This is a genomic window from Mesorhizobium sp. M0862, from assembly GCF_040319795.1.
Classification (GTDB): domain Bacteria; phylum Pseudomonadota; class Alphaproteobacteria; order Rhizobiales; family Rhizobiaceae; genus Mesorhizobium.
The window spans coordinates 1-22,398 of the sequence record NZ_JAMYOJ010000001.1; the positions used below are offsets into that span (position 1 = coordinate 1).

24 protein-coding genes are annotated in these 22,398 nt (G+C 62.5%); 10 read left to right on the forward strand and 14 right to left on the reverse strand.

Annotation, left to right across the window (positions count from 1 at the left end; all coding sequences use genetic code 11):
- Positions 1-322: 322 nt before the first annotated feature.
- From NKI15_RS00005 to mnmE, 5 genes are all read right to left on the reverse strand, one after another.
- Entirely contained in the window at positions 323-1,213 is an 891-nt protein-coding gene (locus NKI15_RS00005; protein ID WP_023706932.1) for a ParB/RepB/Spo0J family partition protein, read from the reverse strand.
- Between the two features lie 62 nt (positions 1,214-1,275).
- Complete coding sequence (locus tag NKI15_RS00010; protein ID WP_023672118.1) at positions 1,276-2,073, reverse strand: ParA family protein; 798 nt, start codon at positions 2,071-2,073, stop codon at positions 1,276-1,278.
- Between the two features lie 65 nt (positions 2,074-2,138).
- Complete coding sequence (rsmG, locus tag NKI15_RS00015; protein ID WP_023751004.1) at positions 2,139-2,771, reverse strand: 16S rRNA (guanine(527)-N(7))-methyltransferase RsmG; 633 nt, start codon at positions 2,769-2,771, stop codon at positions 2,139-2,141.
- Positions 2,768-4,642, reverse strand: coding sequence for a tRNA uridine-5-carboxymethylaminomethyl(34) synthesis enzyme MnmG (gene mnmG / locus NKI15_RS00020; protein ID WP_023751003.1), 1,875 nt, complete (start codon positions 4,640-4,642; stop codon positions 2,768-2,770). Before mnmG ends, rsmG begins: the two co-directional genes overlap by 4 nt.
- Before the next feature lie 426 nt (positions 4,643-5,068).
- Entirely contained in the window at positions 5,069-6,391 is a 1,323-nt protein-coding gene (gene mnmE, locus NKI15_RS00025; RefSeq protein WP_023751002.1) for a tRNA uridine-5-carboxymethylaminomethyl(34) synthesis GTPase MnmE, read from the reverse strand.
- Positions 6,392-6,451: 60 nt separating this feature from the next.
- On the opposite strand from mnmE, the gene NKI15_RS00030 reads away from it, so the two are divergent.
- Positions 6,452-6,520 carry a hypothetical protein gene (locus NKI15_RS00030; RefSeq protein ID WP_348626502.1) on the forward strand — a complete coding sequence of 23 codons (69 nt, stop codon included), beginning with the start codon at positions 6,452-6,454 and terminating at the stop codon, positions 6,518-6,520.
- Positions 6,521-6,859: 339 nt separating this feature from the next.
- Here the strand turns inward: NKI15_RS00030 and yddG are convergent, their stop codons facing one another.
- The 4 genes from yddG to hemE form a co-directional block, all read right to left on the reverse strand.
- Positions 6,860-7,786, reverse strand: coding sequence for an aromatic amino acid exporter YddG (gene yddG, locus NKI15_RS00035; protein WP_023751001.1), 927 nt, complete (start codon positions 7,784-7,786; stop codon positions 6,860-6,862).
- Between the two features lie 167 nt (positions 7,787-7,953).
- Positions 7,954-9,219, reverse strand: a complete 1,266-nt coding sequence (gene rho / locus NKI15_RS00040; protein ID WP_023672113.1) for a transcription termination factor Rho — start codon at positions 9,217-9,219, stop codon at positions 7,954-7,956.
- Positions 9,220-9,382: 163 nt separating this feature from the next.
- Complete coding sequence (hemJ, locus tag NKI15_RS00045) at positions 9,383-9,925, reverse strand: protoporphyrinogen oxidase HemJ (RefSeq protein ID WP_023692917.1); 543 nt, start codon at positions 9,923-9,925, stop codon at positions 9,383-9,385.
- Complete coding sequence (hemE, locus tag NKI15_RS00050) at positions 9,925-10,956, reverse strand: uroporphyrinogen decarboxylase (RefSeq protein WP_023687594.1); 1,032 nt, start codon at positions 10,954-10,956, stop codon at positions 9,925-9,927. The genes hemJ and hemE overlap by 1 nt, the downstream gene beginning before the upstream one ends.
- 283 nt (positions 10,957-11,239) lie before the next feature.
- Between hemE and NKI15_RS00055 the strand changes: the two genes are divergently transcribed.
- The 5 genes from NKI15_RS00055 to dnaQ all read left to right on the forward strand — a co-directional run bounded on the left by NKI15_RS00055 (position 11,240) and on the right by dnaQ (position 15,098).
- Positions 11,240-12,178 (forward strand): pyruvate, water dikinase regulatory protein, encoded by a 939-nt coding sequence (locus NKI15_RS00055; protein WP_444848996.1) that lies wholly within the window; start codon positions 11,240-11,242, stop codon positions 12,176-12,178.
- A gap of 58 nt (positions 12,179-12,236) precedes the next feature.
- Positions 12,237-12,836 carry a Maf-like protein gene (locus tag NKI15_RS00060; RefSeq protein ID WP_023698100.1) on the forward strand — a complete coding sequence of 200 codons (600 nt, stop codon included), beginning with the start codon at positions 12,237-12,239 and terminating at the stop codon, positions 12,834-12,836.
- Positions 12,829-13,656, forward strand: a complete 828-nt coding sequence (locus NKI15_RS00065; protein ID WP_023698099.1) for a shikimate dehydrogenase — start codon at positions 12,829-12,831, stop codon at positions 13,654-13,656. Before NKI15_RS00060 ends, NKI15_RS00065 begins: the two co-directional genes overlap by 8 nt.
- Before the next feature lie 27 nt (positions 13,657-13,683).
- Positions 13,684-14,268: a dephospho-CoA kinase gene (gene coaE / locus NKI15_RS00070; protein WP_023698098.1), complete on the forward strand. Its 585-nt coding sequence runs from the start codon at positions 13,684-13,686 to the stop codon at positions 14,266-14,268.
- Positions 14,269-14,393: 125 nt separating this feature from the next.
- Positions 14,394-15,098, forward strand: coding sequence for a DNA polymerase III subunit epsilon (gene dnaQ, locus NKI15_RS00075; RefSeq protein ID WP_352514279.1), 705 nt, complete (start codon positions 14,394-14,396; stop codon positions 15,096-15,098).
- A gap of 262 nt (positions 15,099-15,360) precedes the next feature.
- Here the strand turns inward: dnaQ and secB are convergent, their stop codons facing one another.
- Together secB and NKI15_RS00085 are read right to left on the reverse strand one after the other, a co-directional pair.
- Positions 15,361-15,861: a protein-export chaperone SecB gene (secB, locus tag NKI15_RS00080; protein ID WP_023672105.1), complete on the reverse strand. Its 501-nt coding sequence runs from the start codon at positions 15,859-15,861 to the stop codon at positions 15,361-15,363.
- A 139-nt stretch (positions 15,862-16,000) separates the two neighbouring features.
- A complete protein-coding gene (locus NKI15_RS00085) occupies positions 16,001-16,501 on the reverse strand; it encodes an FxsA family protein (protein WP_023742015.1) in 501 nt (166 codons plus the stop codon).
- Positions 16,502-16,697: 196 nt separating this feature from the next.
- Between NKI15_RS00085 and NKI15_RS00090 the strand changes: the two genes are divergently transcribed.
- The 4 genes from NKI15_RS00090 to NKI15_RS00105 all read left to right on the forward strand — a co-directional run bounded on the left by NKI15_RS00090 (position 16,698) and on the right by NKI15_RS00105 (position 19,465).
- Positions 16,698-17,402 carry a Tim44/TimA family putative adaptor protein gene (locus NKI15_RS00090; RefSeq protein ID WP_023672103.1) on the forward strand — a complete coding sequence of 235 codons (705 nt, stop codon included), beginning with the start codon at positions 16,698-16,700 and terminating at the stop codon, positions 17,400-17,402.
- Positions 17,403-17,481: 79 nt separating this feature from the next.
- The gene (gene mltA / locus NKI15_RS00095) at positions 17,482-18,582 is read left to right on the forward strand and encodes a murein transglycosylase A (protein WP_352514447.1); all 1,101 of its coding nucleotides are present in this window, start codon (positions 17,482-17,484) and stop codon (positions 18,580-18,582) included.
- A complete protein-coding gene (locus NKI15_RS00100; RefSeq protein WP_352514280.1) occupies positions 18,579-19,097 on the forward strand; it encodes a Smr/MutS family protein in 519 nt (172 codons plus the stop codon). Before mltA ends, NKI15_RS00100 begins: the two co-directional genes overlap by 4 nt.
- A complete protein-coding gene (locus NKI15_RS00105; RefSeq protein ID WP_023672100.1) occupies positions 19,097-19,465 on the forward strand; it encodes a helix-turn-helix domain-containing protein in 369 nt (122 codons plus the stop codon). The genes NKI15_RS00100 and NKI15_RS00105 overlap by 1 nt, the downstream gene beginning before the upstream one ends.
- 95 nt (positions 19,466-19,560) lie before the next feature.
- Here the strand turns inward: NKI15_RS00105 and NKI15_RS00110 are convergent, their stop codons facing one another.
- The 3 genes from NKI15_RS00110 to NKI15_RS00120 form a co-directional block, all read right to left on the reverse strand.
- Positions 19,561-19,767 carry a hypothetical protein gene (locus tag NKI15_RS00110; protein ID WP_023672099.1) on the reverse strand — a complete coding sequence of 69 codons (207 nt, stop codon included), beginning with the start codon at positions 19,765-19,767 and terminating at the stop codon, positions 19,561-19,563.
- A gap of 336 nt (positions 19,768-20,103) precedes the next feature.
- Positions 20,104-20,721: a transglutaminase-like cysteine peptidase gene (locus NKI15_RS00115; RefSeq protein ID WP_352514281.1), complete on the reverse strand. Its 618-nt coding sequence runs from the start codon at positions 20,719-20,721 to the stop codon at positions 20,104-20,106.
- 192 nt (positions 20,722-20,913) lie between these two features.
- The gene (locus NKI15_RS00120) at positions 20,914-22,191 is read right to left on the reverse strand and encodes a polyhydroxyalkanoate depolymerase (RefSeq protein ID WP_023686051.1); all 1,278 of its coding nucleotides are present in this window, start codon (positions 22,189-22,191) and stop codon (positions 20,914-20,916) included.
- Between the last annotated feature and the right edge of the window lie 207 nt (positions 22,192-22,398).

Below are 22,398 nucleotides of genomic sequence, written 5' to 3' on the forward strand. Positions count from 1 at the left end.
TGGATGATCTGCGCGAGCACAAGAAGCTCGCTCTACGCCAAGCCGCATGACCAGTTTCATGATCGCCCATTTTGCAGAACTTGACGCACACAACCTCGCGGCGCGTGGAGCGCTGGCGCCTTTCGCAACGACAAACGAGGTCGGCGCTTGATGGGAGACGACCCTTCTGGCCTGCCGGCCATCTCCCCCTCAAGGGGAGAGATCAGCAGTTCGATCCCTTCGGCAATCGCCAATAAAAAGAAGGGCCGGCAACCGCCAAGCCCTTTCTTCATCCTAAGCCAGAACTTCATTCGCCGGCTAAATATGGCGCAACCCCAACCCTCTACCGCTCATCCTTCAACCGCCGGCATAGCTCGTCGAGCTGCTCCAGACTGCGGTAGTCCACGCGGATCGCGCCGCCTTTGCCCTTGTGCTCGATGGTCACGATCATGCCGATCGTGTTGGTCATCAGCCTTTCCAGCGCCAGCGTGTCGGCATCCTTGCCCGATGCGCCGTGTGCTGGTTTTGCCTTGGGCGGCGTGCCGCCCGCCGGCATCTGCGCCAGCGCCTCAGCCTGGCGCACCGAAAGCCCTTCTTCGACGATCTGCTTGGCTAGCCCGGCGGGATCCTGCGCCGTCACCAGCGTCCGGGCATGGCCGGCCGACAGCACGCCGTCGACCAGCATGTCGCGGATCACGTCGGGCAGCTTCAACAGCCTGAGCGTGTTGGCGACGTGGCTGCGGCTCTTGCCGATGACATTGCCGAGATCGGCCTGGGTGTAGCCGTGATCGTCGATCAACTGCTGGTAGCCGAGCGCCTCCTCGACCGGATTGAGATCGGTGCGCTGGACGTTTTCTATGATCGCCAGTTCCAGCGCTGTGCGGTCGTTGACGTCGCGCACGATGATCGGGATCTCGGTCAGCCCGGCGCGCTGCGCCGCCCGCCAGCGGCGCTCGCCGGCGATGATCTCGTAGCGCCCGGCCTGCGTCGGCGAAGGCCGCGCCACTACCGGCTGCACGACGCCATGTTCGCGGATCGATTGCGCGAGATCCGTCAGATCGGCGTCGCCGAAATGCCGGCGCGGGTTTTTCGGGTTCGGGCTCAGAAACTCGATCGGCACCTTGCCGTCGTCATTCAGGCCTGGCTTTTCGGCCGTTGCCACCGGGCGGTCGATCTCCCCGATCAGCGCCGCAAGTCCACGCCCCAGTCTCTTTCTCGAAAGGTCTTCGCTCATCTCAATTCCAGATTCTTGATCGTTTCGGTGCCGGATCGGCTTTGTTTATCGACCCTGCCTAATCATGCAGCGCGCAATTTTCGCTCGCGGCGGATCACTTCGGATGCCAATTGCAGATAGGCTTGGCTGCCGGAGCATTTCAGGTCATAGAGGATCGCCGGCTTGCCATAGGAGGGCGCCTCGGACACTCGCACATTCCTAGGAATGATGGTCTCGTAGACCTTGTCGCCCATATGTGCCCGCACGTCCTGCACCACCTGGTTGGCGAGGTTGTTGCGGCCGTCATACATGGTCAGCACGATGCCCTGGATGATCAGGTCCGGATTGATCGAACGGCGCACCTGCTCCACCGTTTCCAGGAGTTGGCTTAGCCCTTCCAGCGCGAAGAACTCGCACTGCAGCGGCACAAGAACAGAATCGGCTGCCGCCATTGAATTCAAAGTCAAAAGGTTGAGCGAGGGCGGGCAGTCGATCAGCACATAGCCGAACGGCGCACCGCGCTCGGTGGCGGCGCGCAGCGCGTTGCGCAGCTTAAGCACGCGATCCGGCGCCGAGGCGATTTCCATCTCGATGCCGAGCAGATCGAGCGTCGACGGCACGATCGACAGGCCGGGCACCGCGGTTGGAATGGCCGCCTCTTCCAGGCCCAGTTCGCCGGTCAGCACATCGTAGGACGAGACGGTGCGGTCCTTGCGGTCGATGCCAAGACCGGTCGAGGCATTGCCTTGCGGATCGAGATCGACGATCAGCACCTTTTCGCCGATGGCGGCCAGCGCCGTGGCCAGATTGATGGCGGTCGTGGTCTTGCCGACGCCGCCCTTCTGGTTGGCGACGGTGATGATGCGAGGTCCGGTTTTCATGGGTCTGTGCCAGGTATTCATGTGGGCCAGGTATTCATTGCGTCGCCAAGGTTGCGAAGGAGAGCTTACGCCGTCCGCAGATCGGTCACTTCGAGGATGACGCCATGGGCGTCGGTCATGCTCGGATGTTCTACCAGATCGAAAGCCCAGCGGTGAGTGCTTTCTTCCACCTCGGAGCGGTAATCCCGGCCTTTGTGGAACAGCGCCCGCGATCCCTTGGTCAGCCACGGCGCCGACAGATCGAGCAGCGCCGGCAGCGCGGCCAGCGCCCGCGCCGTGATGATTTCCGGTTCGGAAACAAGCGCATAGCTGTCGTCGATGCGCCGGGCGACGACCCGTGCCGGCAAACCGAACTGGCCAATGACCGCCTGTAAAAACGATGCTTTCTTGCGGTTGCTCTCGACCAGATCGATGGACGCGCCATCGCGTTCGACCAGCAGGAAGGCCATTACCAGGCCCGGAAAACCGCCGCCCGAACCGAGATCGGCCCAGCGTTTTGCCTGCGGTGCGATTCGCGCCAGCTGCGCGCTATCCAGAATATGGCGGCCCCAGACATCGTCCAGCGTCGACGGCGCGGCCAGATTGATGCTGCGGTTCCATTTCAGGAACAACTGTTCGAACGTCACCAACCGATCGAATGTTTCACGTGAAACCGGTCCCGCGGCCTCTTGCAGGCTCGCCCATGAGGCAGCGCTCACGCAACAGCCCTTTGGGCGGCCGATTCGGCGTTGCGGACGTGCGCGACGATGATGGCCAGCGCCGCCGGCGTCATGCCTTCCATACGCTGCGCGTCAGCGATCGACCGGGGCTGACGCGTTAGCATCTTCTGCTTCAGCTCATTGGACAGGCCAGGAACATCGGCGAAATCCACCGACGCCGGGATCAGCCGGCTTTCCTCGCGGCGGATCTGTCCGACATCCGCCTGTTGGCGATCAAGGTAAACCGAATATTTCGCTTCCGTTTCGAGCCGCTCAGCGGTTTTGACGTCGATTGCGCCAAAGGCCGGCGCAACACGGGCCAGCCAGGCTATATCGACGCCGGGATGAGCGAGCAATTCATAAGCGGAGCGGCGCACGCCGTCCTTGTTGATCTCCAGCCCATGCCGCGCCGCTTCGTTGGGCGTCATCGTCGTCGCAACTGCGAGTTCGCGCGCCCTATCAAGATCCTGTGTGACTTGATTGAACCGCTGCGTCCGCTCCGGCGACACGATACCAAGCCGATTTGCCAGAGGCGTAAGCCTTTCATCGGCATTGTCGGCGCGCAGCGATAGGCGAAACTCCGCCCGCGAAGTGAACATGCGGTAGGGCTCGGCAATGCCGCGGCTGGTGAGGTCGTCGACCATCACACCGATATAGGCTTCGGTGCGGCTGAGCACGATTTGGTCGTCGGCCGCCGCCTTGCGCGCGGCGTTGAGCCCGGCGAGCAGGCCCTGCGCTCCGGCTTCTTCATAACCGGTGGTGCCGTTGATCTGACCGGCTAGGAAAAGCCCCGCAATACGTTTGGCCTCAAGCGTCGGCTCCAACTCGCGCGGATCGACATGGTCGTATTCGATGGCGTAGCCGGGCTGCAGCATGGTCGCCCGCTCTAGCCCGGGTATAGTTTTGAGAATGTCGAGTTGCACATCCTCGGGCAGGGAGGTCGAAATGCCATTGGGGTAGACCGTGTCGTCGTCCAGCCCTTCCGGCTCGAGGAATATCTGATGACCGTCTCGATCGCCGAACTTGACGATCTTGTCTTCGATCGACGGGCAATAGCGTGGTCCGACCCCCTCTATCGAGCCGGAATACATGGCGGAGCGGCCGAGATTGGCGCGGATCAGCTCGTGCGTCGCCGGTGTCGTACGCGTGATGCCGCAATGGATTTGCGGATTCTTGATTGTGTCGGTGAGCAGCGAGAACGGCACTGGATGTTCGTCGGCCGCCTGGCTTTCCAGCGACGCCCAGTCGATGGTGCGGCCATCGAGCCGCGGCGGCGTGCCGGTCTTCAGCCGTCCAAGCGCGAAACCGGCGCGGCTCATCGTCGCCGACAGGCCAAGGCTCGCCTGCTCGTTCATCCGCCCGGCGACAATCTTCCTGTCGCCAATGTGGATGAGGCCGCGAAGAAAAGTGCCGGTGGTCAGGACGACTGCACCGCACGCCAACCGGCGCCCGTCGGCCAGGAGCACAGCGGCGATCCGTCCTTCTTCGATCTCGAAATCCAAGACTTCGCCTTCGACGACGTCGAGACCGTTCTGCTGCCGAATCGCTTCCTGCATGGCCAGCCGGTAAAGCTTGCGGTCGGCCTGCGTGCGCGGCCCGCGCACGGCAGGGCCTTTGCGGCGATTAAGCAGGCGGAATTGGATGCCGGCAGCATCGGCAATGCGGCCCATCAGCCCGTCCATGGCGTCGATCTCACGCACCAGATGGCCCTTCCCGAGGCCGCCGATCGCCGGATTGCAGGACATGACACCGATCGTGTCGAAGCGCAGCGTGATCAGCGCGGTACTGGCACCGGCGCGCGCGGCAGCGCTCGCAGCCTCGCACCCGGCATGGCCACCGCCCACCACAACCACATCATAGTGATCGATCATTGTCCCTTCCAGATTCAGAGATTTCCCGACACATGTCCCCACGAGAGGACGCTGTCAAGGATTGCAGGTTGATTCGTTCACGGGGAACGGTGTGCTGAAAGCCGCAGAGGTGTTTCACGTGAGTCAGGGAAGCGGCGACAATTACCTCGGCTGGCGCTGCCCCTCATCTGCCTGCCGGCATCTTCTCCCGGTGAACAAGGAGGAGCTCAAGCGCTGGCGCGCTTCGGTGGTTGGCGAAATCCCGGATAACAGTACCTTTCTCCCCGTCACTGTACGGTGAGAAATGCCCGGGAGGACAATGAGGGGCGAGGCCGCCCTTCGGCACTTGGCGTTTTTGCCAAACTCCTCATTTCACGCGAAACACGCACTTGGGCGGCCCCCTGTGTTTCACGTGAGTCACTCACACGCCCCCCTGTTTCACGTGAGTCACTTTCCAATACAAAACTGCGAAAAGATCACGTCCAGCAGGTCCTCGACATCCACCGCGCCGACAATCCGGCCAAGCCGGTCCGCCGCAAGACGCAGCTCCTCCGCCCGCAGCTCCTGGCCGCGCTCTTGCCCCGACAAAGCCGAGATCAGAAAGCGCCTGGTCTCATTGAGCAGCTCCACATGCCGCAACCGAGACGGCAGGATGTCACCGGCATCGCCGATAGCAGCTGCGGCGCGCCTGCCGATCTCGGCCAGGAGTTCAGCCAACCCAGTGCCGTCCACCGTCGAGATCAACGCATCATAGGCCTCCAATCGCGGCGAACCTTTCAAGAGATCGACCTTGGTGCCGATTCTCAAAACCGGGGCGTCGACAGGCATGTTGCCGATCGCAGTCGGGTCCGCCAGATCTTCCAGCAACAGCACCAGGTCAGCCGTGTGCGCCTTGGCCCGCGCCTTTTCGATACCGATCGCTTCGATCTTGCCGGGCCCCTCGCGCAGGCCCGCGGTGTCGGTTACCCTGACCCGCACTCCGTGGAGATCCAGCACCACTTCGAGCAAATCCCGCGTCGTGCCGGGCTCGTCGGTAACAATCGCCGCCTCACGCCTGGCTAGCGCATTGAACAGGCTAGATTTTCCGGCGTTCGGTGCACCGAGGATGACAACCTCGAACCCGTCACGGATGATCTCGGCGGCATGAAAGCCATCGACATGCCGGCCGATCTCCCCCACCATTGCGCGCACATCGGACCAAACCGTGTCCGAAACGGAACCGGGCACGTCGTCTTCGTCGGCGAAGTCGATTTCCGCCTCGATCATGGCCCGTGCATGGATCAGGCGATGGCGCCAGCCAAGATAGAGTTCGCTTTGCACTCCTTCGGCATTCTGCACGGCAAAGCGCCGCTGCGCTTCGGTTTCGGCGTTGACCAGATCGGCCAACGCCTCCGTCTCGACCAGATCCAGCTTGCCGTTGAGAAGAGCCCGGCGCGTAAATTCCCCAGGCTCCGCATGACGCAGGCCGTCAAAGCCGGCGACGATCTCCAGCATCTTGCCGGCGACGGCGCGGCCGCCATGGACGTGGAACTCGGCGACATCCTCGCCGGTAAAACTGTTCGGCCCAGGAAAAAACAGCACCAGGCCGTTGTCGATAAGCGACCCGTCCACCGTTCGGAGCTTGCGCAGGGTCGCAACCCGGTCCTTGACCATGCCACCGGCAACCGTTTCGACGACGAATCGAGTCCTCGGTCCGGAAATGCGGATGACAGCGATGCCGGCGGGCAGGCGCCCGCTGGAAATCGCAAGGATCGAATCGCCTGAAATCATCTGCCCTTCTCACCGGTCGCCTAGCTGTCCGGTCGACAATCCCACAGTGTCGCGGCCGTCATGAACCGGCTGTTCGTCAATAGCAAGGTGGATCGCGAGGAGCGGCCGGACATTACCAAATCTGTATAGCCGCCTTGTCATCCATGTGCGAGCAGGCGGGTCCTAAACCCGACGCCAAGCAGTTCTGGGCGGGCCAGCAAGCCCTAAGCAGGCCGCGTCGTTAACGCCTGTGCCTGGCCGGAACCGTGAAGCTGGAGCCATCGCCCACGACAGGCAAGTTTCGTTCCGGCTGCGAATCAGAAGCCCGACCCGCGTCACGCCGATATTGTCGCCCTAATCGGAACGCATGCGAATCGACCGAACATTGGCCAGTGGCATCCGGCCGCCGGCAGACCGGGGCTATGCACCGCTATCATGCCGGTGGCGACGGATTCGTAGGAACCGAGCCGCTGTTGCGACACCGGCAGCTCAACCCGTATTTCCGTCCAACGCCGACGGAAGCGGCGTCACATCAATGGATGGCGGCCGCGGCCCGAACAGCAAATCCTTGGCCGCGACCACCGCTCCGACCGTGATCAGGATGCAAGCAACAGCCACCGACCAGTGAAACACACCAAAGCCTGCCAGCAGAAGCACGATGACCGAGAAGAGGGGCGCCGCGTAGGAGAGGGCGCCGAGGATCATGATGTCGCCGTGCTTGCAGCCGTAGTCCCAGGCGTAAAAGCCGGCGCCTAGCGGTATTACGCCCAAGATGACGATGGCGCTCCACTGCGTCGCCGTCTGTGGCCAGACGGTAGCCTCAAGCGTCAGGTGCAGCACCAAGGCGACCGCGGCCGTGATGAAGCAGTAACCGGCGACGACATCGGTCGGCACCTTGCCGAAGCGGCGCGACAAAACCGAATAGCCGGCCCAGATGAAAGCGCAGAACAGCGCGATGACATGCCCCTTCATCACACCATTGGCCAGTCCGATCATGCCGCCCTTGGTGATCACCACAATGGCGCCGGCAAGGCCGAGCATGACGCCGGCAATGTGATGGGCCCTCAGCTTTTCTCCAGGCAGGAAGGCGGCAAAGACGACGATCAGCAACGGCCAGAGATAGGCGATCAGGCTGACCTCGACCGGCGGCGCCGACTGGATGGCGAAGAAATAGGCGCAGTGGTAGATGCACAGCCCCGCTGTGCCGAGCGCCCAGACCTGCCACGGCTGGCGCAGCGACTTGATCGCCGCCGGACGGACAAGCCAGCTCGACGCGCCGACCAACCCGCCAAGCAGAAACGTCATCGCCGCCAGCTGAAAGGGCGGAATCGGTCCCGCCGCGGTCGAAAGCAGCGCCAAGAAGGACCATGTCAGGATGGCCGAGAAGCCGATCAGGGTCGGGATTGTTTTCTCCATGCGGCTTCCGATCTTCGAGACGCGATTACTCGCATGACGACAGCGATGGAAATTGCCGCCCAAGGCCACGCCCTGTCTGAAATGCGACCTGTTTGCCCCCGCAATGAAAAGCCCCGTCCCAGTTCCCGGAAGGGGCTTCAATGCGAACCGATGGCCCGACGAGAAGCTTACGTGTTCATCGAGTCGAAGAAATCGGCGTTGGTCTTGGTCTGCTTCAGCTTGTCGATCAGGAACTCGATCGCGTCGGTGGTTCCCATCGGCGCCAGGATGCGGCGCAGGACGAAGATCTTCTGCAGATCCTGCTTGGAGACCAGCAGGTCCTCCTTGCGGGTGCCTGACTTCAAAATGTCCATGGCCGGGTAGATGCGCTTGTCGGCGACCTTGCGGTCGAGCTGGATTTCGCAGTTGCCGGTGCCCTTGAACTCTTCGAAGATGACTTCGTCCATGCGGCTGCCGGTGTCGATCAGCGCGGTGGCGATGATCGTCAGCGAGCCGCCTTCCTCGATGTTGCGGGCCGCGCCGAAGAAGCGCTTCGGCCGCTGCAGCGCGTTGGCGTCGACACCGCCGGTCAGCACCTTGCCGGAGGACGGCACAACGGTGTTGTAGGCACGGCCGAGGCGGGTGATCGAATCGAGCAGAATAACGACGTCGCGGCCATGCTCGACCAGGCGCTTGGCCTTTTCGATGACCATTTCGGCGACCTGGACGTGGCGCACCGCCGGTTCGTCAAAGGTCGAGGACACGACCTCGCCCTTCACCGAACGCTGCATGTCGGTCACTTCTTCTGGCCGTTCGTCGATCAGAAGTACGATCAGATAGCATTCCGGATGATTGGCCGTGATCGAGTGGGCGATATTCTGCATCAGCACCGTTTTACCGGTACGCGGCTGCGCGTTGATGAGCGCGCGCTGTCCCTTGCCGATCGGCGCCACCAGGTCGATCACCCGCGACGAGATGTCCTTGCCGGTCGGATTGTCGATCTCCATCTTCAGCCGCTTGGTCGGATAGAGCGGCGTCAGATTGTCGAAATGGATCTTGTGACGGATCTTTTCGGGATCGTCGAAATTGATCGTGTTGACCTTGAGAAGGGCGAAATAGCGCTCGCCCTCTTTTGGGCTGCGGATCGGCCCTTCGACGGTATCGCCGGTCTTCAAGGAGAAGCGGCGGATCTGCGAGGGCGAGATGTAGATATCGTCGGGACCCGGCAGATAATTGGCGTTGGCTGAGCGCAGGAAGCCGAAACCGTCCTGCAGCAACTCGACCACACCATCGCCGATGATCTCGACGTCCTGGGCGGCCAGTTTCTTCAGGATGGCAAACATCAGTTCCTGCTTGCGCATGACGCTGGCGTTTTCCACTTCGAGCGATTCGGCATAGGCGATCAGCTCTGGCGGCTTCTTGTTCTTGAACTCTGCGAGTTTCATTTCTTGCATAGACGGACTCTGAATCTGCTTTGGGGAAAATATATCGGCTGGATGCGATAAATGCCGGGCGCGGCCGAAAGCAATCAAGGGCGGCGCATGACGGGAAGGAAGACCCGTCTTTTATCGTCGGTCGGGGGAAAGAGCAAGCTGCGTTTTGTCGACCGAAATGGGCCTAGAACGGCTTGACGACAACCAGGATGACGATGGCGATCATCAGCAATGTGGGGATCTCGTTGACGATTCGCCAGTGCCGCGCCGGTTTTTCATTGCGGTCCTCGGCGAATTTCCTGACAGCACCGGCCAGATAGCCATGCACGCCCGACAGCAACAGCACCAAGCCCATCTTGGCGTGCAGCCAGCCGCCGTGAAAGCCAAACACTTTCCAGGCAAGCCAAAGCCCGAACACCCAGGTGACAATCATCGCCGGATTGATGATGCCGCGCAGCAGACGCCGCTCCATCACCTTGAAGGTCTCCGATTGGACGGACCCCTTCTCTGCGTCGGCGTGGTAGACCAGCAATCGCGGCAGATAGAGCATGCCGGCCATCCAGGAGATGACGGCCAGGATATGGATTGCCTTCGCCCAGGGATAGAAACCCTCAGGCGCAAAGAAAAACAAAAGTGCGGTGAGAACAACCAGCACTCCGATGCCGATGGTCATCCGCATCATCGCCCCACGAGTGCTGTTGCCGCCCGTATTATCCGATTGAGCCATCAGCGTGTCGCGCTCCGCACCTGCTTCACCATCGCCTCGACATGCGCCACCGGCGTCTCCGGCGTAATGCCATGGCCGAGATTGAAGATCAGCGGTCCGTCGCCCAGCGCCTTGAGGATCGCATCGACGCCGTCCGACAGGGCTTTGCCGCCAGCCACAAGCCGCAAGGGATCGAGATTGCCCTGGACCGCACCTGAATGCTGCAGTTCGTTCGCAGCCGACAGGGGCACGGTCCAGTCGATCCCCAGCCCCGTCACCCCGGTCTTCTCACGATAGGTCTCGTAGCGGGCGCCGGCGCCCTTGGGAAAGCCTATGATCGGAACATCGCGATGAACCGCACGAACTTGCCTGACGATCTCCGCCACCGGTTGCACGCAGAACTGCTCGAAAGACGCATCATCAAGCACGCCGGACCAGGAATCGAAAATCTGCACCACGTCGGCACCGGCTTCGATCTGGCGGATCAAATAGGCCGCGGAGTGATCGGCGAGCACTTTCAGGAGATGCTTGAAGGCCGTCGGTTCGCGATAGGCAAACAGCCGCGCCGGCGCTTGGTCGGGTGTGCCGTGGCCGGCGATCATGTAGGTCGCCACCGTCCACGGCGCGCCGCAGAAGCCGATCAGCGTGGTCTCGTCAGGCAATCTTGCCCGCAGCCGGCGAACCGTCTCGTAGACCGGTTCGAGATTCACGTGAAACGTTTCGCCGTTGAGAGCCGAAATCTCAGCTGCAGTGATTGGCGTCAGCAGCGGCCCGCGGCCCTCCTCGAAGCGGACATCGCGCCCCAGCGCATGCGGCACGACCAGAATGTCCGAGAACAGGATCGAGGCATCGAAGCCAAAGCGCTCGATCGGCTGCAGCGTCACCTCAACGGCCAGATCAGGATTGTAGCAAAGATCGAGGAAGGACCCGGCGCGCTTTCTGGTCTCGCGGTACTCCGGCAGATAGCGCCCGGCCTGGCGCATCATCCAGAGCGGCGGCGGAAACACTGCCTCGCCTCTCAGCACGTCCAGCACGATGCGGTTCTCGGGCATTGAGCGCTCTCTTCCCTGCCTTCTCTATAATTAAATAGTCTATTTCTAGAATCTTCTGATTCTAAGAGTCTGTTGGTATCGGTGGTTGTCACCTGTCCCGCTTTGCCCTGGAAAAGGCCAGCCAGCATTTTGTCGCGTGTTTCTTCCGCGGGATTGGCAAAGAGTGTGGATGACCAGGATTCCATCACTGGAGTCAATGGTTTGGCGTAGCAGCTGAAAAACCGCCTCTGTGGATGAAGCGCTGGCAAAAACGCCCGTCCCCAGATTTGTCCCCAGCCGCACCGTGGAGCTGACAGCGCATCGAATTGTGGACAACTGGCCTTCTGATACAGTCGCCTCCAGCCGGTCGCCTTTGCGGTCCCTATTTATCCACACAAGCCCACAGCCTGAGGCGCCCCCTGTGAACAAACCCCAGAGCTTCTTTCATCTGCACCTGATTTCCGACGCCACCGGCGAGACGCTGCTGGCGGCCGGCCGAGCCGCCTCGGCGCAATATAAGGATGCGCGAGCCATCGAGCATATCTATCCGCTCATCCGCACCGAAAAGCAGGTGGCGAAAGTCTTCGAGGACATAGAGGAGGAACCGGGCATCATCCTCTACACCGTCGTCGACCAGAAGCTGGCGCGCGGCATTGACGAGCGCTGCGCCACCATGGGGCTGCCCTGTGTTTCGGTGCTGGAGCCGGTCCTCACCGTCTTCCAGTCCTATCTTGGCACGCCGGCCGGCCGCCGCGTCGGCGCCCAGCATGTGCTCGACGCCGAATATTTCCACCGTATCGACGCACTCAATTTCACCATGGAGCATGATGACGGCCAGCTGCCGCTCAATATGGACGACGCGGATGTGGTGCTGATCGGCATTTCCAGGACATCGAAGACGCCGACCAGCATCTATCTCGCCAACCGCGGCATCAAGACCGCCAACATCCCGATCGTGCTCGGCGTGCCGGTGCCCGAAAGCCTGGTCGCTGCCACCAAGCCGCTGATCGTCGGGCTGATCGCCACCGCCGAACGCATCTCGCATGTCCGGCAGAACCGCGTGCTCGGCAACAGCAGCACCTACGAAGCGACCGATTATGTCGACCGTGCCTCGATCGCCGAAGAGCTCGCCTATGCCCGCCAGATCTGCACCCGCCACAATTGGCCGATGATAGACGTCAGCCGCCGCTCGATCGAAGAGACCGCGGCAGCCATTGTTGCCCTGCGGGGGAAGAATAGATGATGGGATGGCAACGCGACCTCCTGCCCCAATCAACCACTATCGACCAGGCCCAGAACCCATGACCGAAAAAATCATCCTCGCCTCCGGCAGCCCGTTCCGCAAAGCAATGCTCATCAATGCCGGGCTCGGCATCGAAGCGGTGCCTGCCGATGTCGACGAGCGTGCGCTCGAGGCGCCGTTGCAGGACAGCGGTGTGTCGCCGGAAGATGTCGCCCTGATACTCGCCGAAGCCAAGGCGACCGAGGTCAGCGAACGCAGATCGGGCGCCTTGGTGCTCGGCTGCGACCAGACTTTGTCACTGGGAGATGAAGTGTTCCACAAGCCGGCCGACATGGAAGGCGCCCGCCGCCATCTGTTGGCGCTGTCAGGCAAGACGCATCAGCTGAACAGCGCCGCCGTGCTCTGCCGCAACGGCAAGGTGCTGTGGCGCCATGTCGGCATCGCCAGCCTTACCATGCGCAAGCTCGATCCGGCCTTCGTCGGCCGGCACCTGGCCCGCGTCGGCGCCAAGGCGTTGTCGAGCGTCGGCGCCTACCAGATCGAGGGCGAAGGCATCCAGCTGTTCGAAAAGATCGAAGGCGATTATTTCACCATTGTCGGCCTGCCGCTGTTACCGGTGCTGGCGGAATTGCGTGCGCTCGGAGCCATCGATGGTTGAGAAAAAAGCTTTCGTCACCGGCCATCCGATCGCGCATTCGCGCTCGCCGAAGATCCACGGCTATTGGCTGAACACATACGGCATCGACGGCAGCTATTATGCGATCGATGTCGCGCCGGCCGATTTTCCCGAGTTCCTCTCGTCGCTCGAGGCCAATGGCTATCAGGGCGGCAACGTCACCATTCCACACAAGGAAGTCGCCTTCGCCCGGGTCGAGCGCCGCGACGAAGCGGCGGAGATGATCGGCGCGGTCAACATGCTGTGGCTGGACGACGGCGTGCTGTGGGGCGGCAATTCGGACTGGATCGGCTTTGCCGGCAATCTCGACGAGCATGCCCCGGGCTGGGAGAGAAACGCTCCGGCCGTGGTGCTCGGCGCCGGCGGCGCGTCGCGCGCGGTCATCCACGCGCTTAAAGTGCGCGGCATCAACGATATCCGCATCGTAAACCGCACACTGGCGCGGGCGCAGGAACTCGCCGACCGCTTCGGGGCCGGCGTCTCGGCGCATGGCGCGGTCGGCGACTTGCTTGGCGATGCCGGCTTGCTGATCAACACGACGGCACTTGGCATGCATGGCGATGCGACGCTGGCCGCCGATCCGGCCGGCCTGCCAGCTCACGCCATTGTCGCAGACATCGTCTATGTGCCGCTGGAAACACCGCTGCTTGCCGCTGCCCGCGCGAGAAATTTGAAGACGGTCGACGGGCTCGGCATGCTGTTGCACCAGGCTGTGCCCGGTTTCGAACGCTGGTTCGGCAAGATGCCGCAGGTCACGCCTGAGTTGCGACAGATGATCGTCGCCGACATCCTCGCCAAATGATGGGTCGCAAATGATGGGCGCCAAATGATGACCGTGCTCGGCCTCACCGGATCGATCGGCATGGGCAAGTCGACGACGGCGAAAATGTTCGTCGACGCCGGCGTGCCGGTGCATGACTCCGACGAGACCGTGCATCGCCTCTATGCCGGCAAGGCAGCACCTCTCGTCGAGGCGGCCTTTCCCGGCACCGTGATTGCCGGTTCGGTCGACCGCACCGAGTTGGCGCGCCGCGTGCTCGGCAACGCTGCTGCGCTGAAGACATTGGAGGCGATCGTCCATCCGCTGGTGCGGGCCGATGCCGATGCCTTTCTGGCAAGGCACCGCGCCGCCGGCGCGCCGCTCGTCGTGCTCGACATTCCGCTGCTGTTCGAAACCGGCGGCCGCAACCGTGTCGACAAGGTCGTCGTCGTCACCGCGCCGGCCGATATCCAGCGCGCCCGCGTGCTGGCGCGTCCTGACATGAGTGAGGAAAAGCTGGCGGCAATCCTGGCCAAGCAGGTGCCCGACGCCGAAAAGCGCCGGCAGGCCGATTTCGTCATCGACACCGGTGAAGGCATGGACGCCGCCCGCACCGCGGTCGGCGCGATCATTGCCGAGCTCTCAGGACGCTGAGCTCGCCTGCTAACTCCTGGGGGATAAGTCGCGCCCATCAGGCCCCTGACGGCAGGCTGTCGGCATTACCCATTGCCATTTTGTTCCGCTCCATGATTCTACTCCTCCAGGAGTAGGTTGATTCTATGCGTGAGATCATTTTCGATACCGAAACCACCGGACTCGACATGCGCGACGACCGCATCATCGAGCTTGGCGGCGTCGAGCTGGTCAACCGCTTCCCGACCGGCCGCACCTTCCACAAATTCATCAATCCGCAGGGGCGCGCCGTCCATGTCGAGGCGCAAGCCGTGCACGGCATCAGCACCGCCGACCTCGTCGGCAAGCCGACCTTTGCCGAAATCGCCGAGGAATGGCTCGCCTTCACCGACGGCGCCAAGCTCGTCGCCCACAACGCCAGTTTCGACATCGGCTTCCTCAACACGGAATTCGGGCGGCTCGGCCAGCCGGCCATAGACACCGGGCGCGTCGTCGACACGCTGGCGCTGGCGCGGCGCAAGCATCCGATGGGCCCTAATTCGCTCGACGCGCTCTGCCGCCGCTACGGCATCGACAACGGCCACCGCACCAAGCACGGCGCGCTGCTCGATTCCGAGCTCCTGGCCGAAGTCTACATCGAACTCATCGGCGGCAAGCAGGCCGCACTTGTCCTCGACGCCGTCGTGGTGCAGCTCAACAGCAATGGCGACGTTGCCGATATCGACATCTCGATCGCCGCCAGGCCAATCGCCCTGCCGCCGCGCCTGACCGAGGGCGAGCGAGCGGCGCATGCGGGGCTGGTGGCGACGCTCGGTGAAAAGGCGCTGTGGCTGAAGGTGGCGGCGGGGTGAACGGATCGCGGAGGTAGCGTTCCGTCACACCCCTCTCTGGCCTGCCGGCCATCTCCCCCTCAAGGGGGGAGATCAGCAGCTTCGCCGCTCCAGCCCATTCCTGCAACGTCTAAATTTGGCGAAGGTCGCGATGACGGCCAATCTCCCCCCTTGAGGGGGAGATGCCTGGCAAGGCAGAGGGGGTGCTGTCCCGCCAGCATCTCAGTATACTAAAAGCCCGGCACGAAGCCGGGCTTTCAACTCATGCGCGTGACGCTTGCCTTCAGCTCACCTTGACCTTCGATGCCGCCTGGTCCTCGGCCAGCTTCTGCTGGAACATCTGTGCAAAATCGATCGGGTCGAGCATCAACGGCGGGAAGCCGCCATTGCGGGTGGCTTCGGCGATGATCTGGCGGGCGAACGGGAACAAAAGCCGCGGGCATTCGATGAACAGGATCGGCAGCATGTGCTCCTGCGGGAAGCCGGCGATGGCGAAGACGCCGCCATAGACCAGTTCGACATTGAACAGCACTTCCTGGTCGAAGGACGCCTTGGCGTTCAAGGTCAGATTGACGTCGAACTGCTTGTCGGAGAGCGGGTTGGCATTGACATTGACGTTGATCGCAATGCCTGGGGCCTTGTCGCGGCCGCGCAGCGAGTTCGGCGCGCCGGGGCTTTCGAAGGACAGGTCCTTCACATACTGGGCAAGCACGTTGAGCGACGGCTGCGCCGTTTCGCCGTTGCCGTTGGCGGCGCCGACCGGCGCGTCATCTTTGCTGGCCATGAGCCTTGTTCCTTTTGCCTGGACAGCAGCGCTGACCGAATTGAAATCGGGCGTTGGCTAGCATGGTCGGCAAGACAAGACAAGGTTTGCCGCCTTCAGGCCGAAAGGGGTCAATAGTCAGTCGTTGGCAAGGTGACGTTCAGTCGTCCTTCAGGCGGCGCCACGGCGAGTTATGGTCGGGACCGCGCTTGAAATCGTCCTCGCGCGAATAGTCGCGGTCGTCGAGGTCGATGACCTTGTCGCGCGACCTGCCGCGAAAACCGCCGGCGGTGAAATCGGTCGCGACGACGATGCGGCCCTTGAGCCTGCGCCAGGCAAGGTCGCGCACCGGCGGCAGGAACAGCAGCAGGCCGATAATATCGGTGATGAAGCCGGGGATGATCAACAGGATGGCGGCGACCACGATCATGGCGCCATGCGCGAGCTGGCGGCTGGGGTCGCCGCCGCCGGCCATCTCGGCGCGGACCCGCGCCATGACACCAAAACCCTGGTGCCGGAGCAGAAGCACGCCGGCAATGCTTGAAGCCAGCACCAGGCCGACCGTGGCGAGCGCCCCGACCTCGCGGCCGACAATGACGAAACCGGCGATTTCCAGCAGCGGCAGCGCAAGCAGGAACAGAGGAAGGAAGGAAATGCGCAAGTCTTGACCGATCGTTTCCATGTTTGCCGGGCGGCGCATAATCGCCGCTGGCACTGAGGCCGTTAGATAGGTATGCCTGCCTTTGATTTGAATGATTGCGCCATGCGTTCTATATGCTTTGCATGTTTAACGCCATGCGACCGCCGCCCGATTGGCTGGCGGTCCCGGCTAGGTCAGGGATTGATTGGCGAAAGATATGGGATTCTTCGACTTCGGCACCATTTTCTTTCTGATTGCGGCGGTGGTGATCTTTTTCCAGCTGCGCAACGTGCTTGGCCGCCGCACGGGCAGCGAGCGCCCGCCCTTCGATCCGTACACGGCCAGCCGCACCGAGAAGGACGCGACCCAGAAGCCCGAAAATGTGGTTTCGCTGCCACGCAAGCGCATGCCGGGCGAGACGGCTGCCGAGACCTATGCGGCCATCGATGCCTTCGCCAAGCCCGACACCGACCTCAACAAGGGCCTGCGCGCGATCAAGGACAATGATCCCTCCTTCGACCCCAAAGTCTTCGTCGACGGCGCCAAGATGGCTTATGAGATGATCGTCATGGCCTATGCCGATGGCGACCGAAAAACGCTGAAGAACCTGTTGTCGCGCGAGGTTTTTGACGGCTTCGTTGCCGCGATTGGCGACCGCGAGGCGAAAGCCGAAAAGATCCAGTCCTCCTTCGTCGGCATCGACAAGGCCGACATCGTCTCGGCCGAGATGAAGGGCGGCGAGGCCCACATCACGCTGCGCATCGTGAGCGAACTGATTTCGGCGACCCGCGACAAGGCGGGTGCCGTCATCGATGGCGATCCCGAGACGGTGGCCGAGGTCAAGGATGTCTGGACCTTCGCCCGCGACACACGCTCGCGCGATCCGAACTGGAAGCTGGTCGCCACCGAGGAAGAAGACTGAGCCTATGCATGTCGCCCGGTGCGGGCAGCTTTTTTGGGATAGCGACATGCAGGCAAACATCGGCAGTGGCGAGGCTGAGGTGTCGCTCTCGCCGCTTTTCGTGGAAAAGTCCTTCGATGATCTTCCCGGTTGGAATTCCGATGACCATCTGCCCGCTTTCGAAGCCTTCCGCCGTTCGGCCTTTCATGTCCTGAACAAGCCCTACCGCACCGGTTCGTTGGGCGTCCGGTTCGACGCGTTTGCCGGCGCTTATGACGAGGCGCGCACCGTTTCGCCGGCGAATCGGTCGGCGGCCAAGGGTTTTTTCGAGCGCCATTTCGCCCCAGTCCAGATTCGATCCGAAAACCCCGGCCTGGTCACCGGCTTCTACGAGCCGGAGGTCGAGGCCTCACCAGTGCGCACGGATGAATTCACGGTGCCGCTGCTGGAGCGGCCTTCCGATCTCGTCGACATCGATGATGCCAACCGTCCTCGAGGGATGGACGACTATCTCGCCTTCGCCCGCGATACGCCGCAGGGCCTGGTGGAGTATTTCGACCGCAGTGAGATCGAGAGAGGCGCGCTGGCCGGCCAAGGCCTGGAAATCGCCTGGCTTGCCGACAAGGTCGACGTCTTCTTCATCCATGTGCAAGGTGCGGCCAGGCTGAAGATGACCGACGGCCGGCTTTGCCGCGTCACCTACGCCGCCAAATCCGGCCAACGTTTCAGCGGTCCGGGGAAGATTCTCGCCGAACTCGGCGAAATCCCACTGGAAAAAGTGACGATGCAGTCTATCCGCGCCTGGTTCAGGGCGCATCCGGATCGCGTCGACGAGATCCTCTGGCAGAACCGCTCCTACATCTTCTTTCGCGAAGCCGATGTCGACGATGCCGCACTCGGTCCTATCGCCGCCGCCAAGGTGCCGTTGACGCCGGGCCGTTCGCTCGCGGTCGACCGGCTGCTGCACACATTCGGTACCCCCTTCTACATCGACGCTCCGTCGCTGACCGCCTTCGACGGAAAACCGTTCCGGCGGCTGATGATTGCGCAGGACACCGGCTCGGCCATCACCGGACCGGCGCGGGGCGATCTGTTCGCCGGCTCCGGCGATGCGGCCGGCGAGATCGCCGGCGTCGTTCGCAATGCGGCCGATTTCTATGCCTTGGTTCCACGCGCTCTCGTTTCGGAATCGAATCGATGAGCAAGCGCCCCGATAAACTCAACGAAGACGATCGGGTGCTGTGGAACCTGGTGGCGCGCACCGCCCGACCGTTGAAGGGCCGGACCGCGGTCGACATTCCCGACATTGTCGTCGACCCCAAGCCGGCACAGACGCCGGTCGCTGTCGGTCCGGTCCTCGCCGCCAAGCCGAAGGCGCAGCATGTATCGCACGCGCTGGACGAGCCGACATTGGACAAGCTGAAGAAGGGCCGGCTGCCGATCGAAGGCCGCGTCGATCTGCATGGCATGACCCAGGACGAGGCCTATTCGCTGCTGTTTTCGTTCCTGCACCGGGCCCATGCCGGCGGCATCCGCTATGTCCTCGTCATTACGGGAAAAGGGTCGTCGTCGGGCGGCGACGGCGTCTTGCGGCGCGCCGTGCCTGCCTGGCTGTCGACGCCTGCCTTCCGGCCGCTGGTCTCCAGCCACGATCACGCCGCCCGCAACCACGGCGGTTCGGGCGCGCTCTACGTTCGACTCAGGCGAACCCGCTGATGACGCCGTTCGGCGAAAAACTGCGGGCGCTTCGAGCCGAGCGCGGCTTGCGCCAGAAGGACATGGCGCAGGCGATCGGAGTCAGCGCCGCCTATTTGTCGGCGCTGGAACATGGCCGCCGCGGCGCGCCGACCTGGACGCTGATCCAGAAGATCATCGGCTATTTCAACGTCATCTGGGACGATGCCGAAGAGCTGGCGCGTCTGGCCGAGGCCTCACATCCGCGGGTGAGACTCGATACGTCCGGCCTCAGTCCTGCCGCCACCGAGTTGGCCAATCTCTTGGCCGAAAACATCGAGAAGCTGGACGAAGCCGAGCTTGCCCGCATCACCGGCTCGATCCGGGCGGCACTGGAGCGGCGTAAGTAGGGCGGCGCCAAGGCCACGAATGCTCATCAATAGCGCCGGCATTTCATCCTGAAGGCGATGCCCGCCGGCCGTTAGCCAGCGGGCATATAGCGAGATTACTTCGCGCCGGCCTGGCCGCCACGGCCGCCAGTGCTGTCATGATCGCCGCCGCGACCGCCACCCAGGCAGTCCGAGGTGAGATCGCAACAGCGATTGCCCCACTGGTTGTTCTTGGCGCAGCCGGTCTGGTCGGCCATAGCGGATCCGGCCAGGGACGATACCGCGATGGCGGCGAGGAAAGCATTACGCAGGAAAGCAGTCATTTGAAGTCTCCATGGTTGGGTTTCTGTTTACGGCTGTGTGTCGCCGCTGGAGACGGTTTGGTTCACGCAGGTAGTGAAATTTTTCGAGGAGGCGTTTCGAGAGATATGATTTCGAGGGCAGCGCTGCCCTCATCCGCCTGCCGGCGACTATTTTGCAACGTTGACGATTGGCGAAATCACCGATGGCAGCATCTTTCTCCCCGTCACTATACGGGGAGAAATGCCCGGCAGGGCAATGAGGGGCAGCGCCGACTTTAGGTTATCTCGTGAAAGTTATTAGCCGCGGGCTTCCGACGAAGCTGTTCGCAGCGACGCGCTCACATGCATCGTCCTTATTTACTGAACCGCGCCGACCAGCACCTGCTGGCCGCCGCGGATCGAGACCCAGCGGCCGGTGTTGTCGATGGCCTGCCGCTTGAGGAAGCGATAGCCGGTGGCGTCCCAGATCTTCACCTTGTCGGTCAGATTGTCGAGGACGTAGTCGCCCTTGTCGGTGCGCACCGTCAGCACGGCATGGCCTTCGCCGTCCGGCTTGCGCACGACGGTGATCAAGAGATCGGCCAGCGACACGCCAGAGCGCGAGAGCAGGCGGCGCTTTTCCAGCACATAGTCTTCGCAATCGCCGACGCCCTTGTCGGGATAGGCCCAGACCTCGTCCTTGCCATAGATGTCGTAGTCGCTCATCGGCTTGACGGCGGCGTTGACCCTTGACGTCACGTTGATCAGCTTGCGCATGAAGGCGTCGGTCATCGCGGCGGGGTTGAGGTTGCTCGGCCGGATCGAGCATTCGCCGGGCTGGGTTTTACAGAAATCATAGTGGCCGATCGGCTGCGAGGTCATGCCGCCCGTCGCCATGGCGCCGCCTGCAAGTGCCGGCACTGCCCAGCACGCAGAGATCGCCAGCCCTGCTGCCGCCCACAAGCGCAGCGTCCGTGCCATCGGTGAGGAAGTCATTGTCCCCGTTCGCCCTTGTTCTTAACGAAAGGTTAAAGGGGATTTACACTCCGTGTCAATTATCGGGGGAGCCAGATTCTTCGGCATGGTTACCCGCGCCCGCCCAACAGCGTCTATTGTGCAACAGAACGCCTGTGGCGCGCAAAATCGCCCCGCTTTTGCGGGCAATGCACGCTGCAGCCGGATCGAGCCTCAGCCTTTGGCGGAGCGGACCAGCTTGGGTTTCACCGCTACGCGTGTTTGGCGGCCGTAGCTTGTGATGAAATCGACGATGCGCGGCACGATTTCCGAGCGGAATCGCGACCCGTTGAAGACGCCGTAATGGCCGACGGCCGGCTGCATGTAATGCGCATGCCGGTCAGCCGGGATGTTGGGGCAGAGATCGTGGGCGGCCTGGGTCTGGCCGAGACCGGAAATGTCGTCGTTCTCGCCTTCGACCGTGAACAGCGCGACATTGCGGATCGCCTTGGTGTCGACAACCTCGCCGCGATGCGTCATCTCGCCCTTGGGCAGCGCATGGCGCACGAACACCGTGTCGACGGTCTGCAGATAGAATTCCGCCGTCAGGTCCATCACCGCCAGATATTCGTCGTAGAAATCGCGGTGCTTCTCGGCATTGTCGCCGTCATGCTTGACCAGATGCATGAAGAAGTCCTTGTGGGCGGTGATGTGGCGGTCGAGGTTCATGCTCATGAAGCCCGACAGCTGCAGGAACCCCGGATAGACCTCGCGGCCGAAGCCCGGCACCGGCCATGGCGCATGCATGATGACGTTGTCGCGGAACCAGTCGATGCCCTTTTCCTTGGCCAGAAGATTGACCGCGGTCGGGTTGCGGCGTGTGTCGATCGGCCCGCCCATCAGGGTCATGGTCGAGGGCACGAAGGGATCGCCGCGCTTTTCCATCAGCGCCACCGCTGCCAGCACCGGCACCGAAGGCTGGCACACCGCCATCACATGGGTGTCCGGCCCCAGCGCATGCAGCATGTCGATGATGTAGTCGATATAGTCGTCGAGGTCGAAATGGCCGTCAGTCACCGGTACCATGCGGGCATCGACCCAGTCGGTGATGTGCACGTCGGCATAGGGCAGCATCGCCTCGACCGTGCCGCGCAGCAGCGTCGCATAATGGCCCGACATCGGCGCCACGATGAGAAGCTTGGGGTCGGCCTTTCGCCCGGCGGGCACCGACCGCTCGAAGCGGGTAAGATTGCAGAACGGCTTCGACCACACCGTCTTTTCGCTGACCTCGACGCTCTTCCAGTCGACCACGGTCTTGCTCAGGCCGAAATGCGGCTTGCTGTAGCGGCGCGTCGTGCGCTCGAACAGTTCGGCGGTGGCGGCGACCGAGCGGCCCCACGGCGTATGCGAAAACGGATTGAGCGGGTTGGTGTAGAACAGCCGCACTGCATCGGCATAAAGCCGCGCGGGCTGCAAGGCGGCATGGTTCATTTCATAGAGCTGATAGAACATCAGGTACTCCGCAGCTGCCGTGACCGAAGGGACGACGGACAGCGCCGAGCCTTGAATGTCTCGCGCGGAGGTTAACAAGATATTGCTGCGATGCAATACGTCACGTGGCGTGACATATGCCAATCTTTCGTCCAAGGCCTTGAGAAACCGCGTTGGGCGGGTGCAGCCGGCTCAATGTGCACTGCAAAATGCAAGGCTGTTGGACGA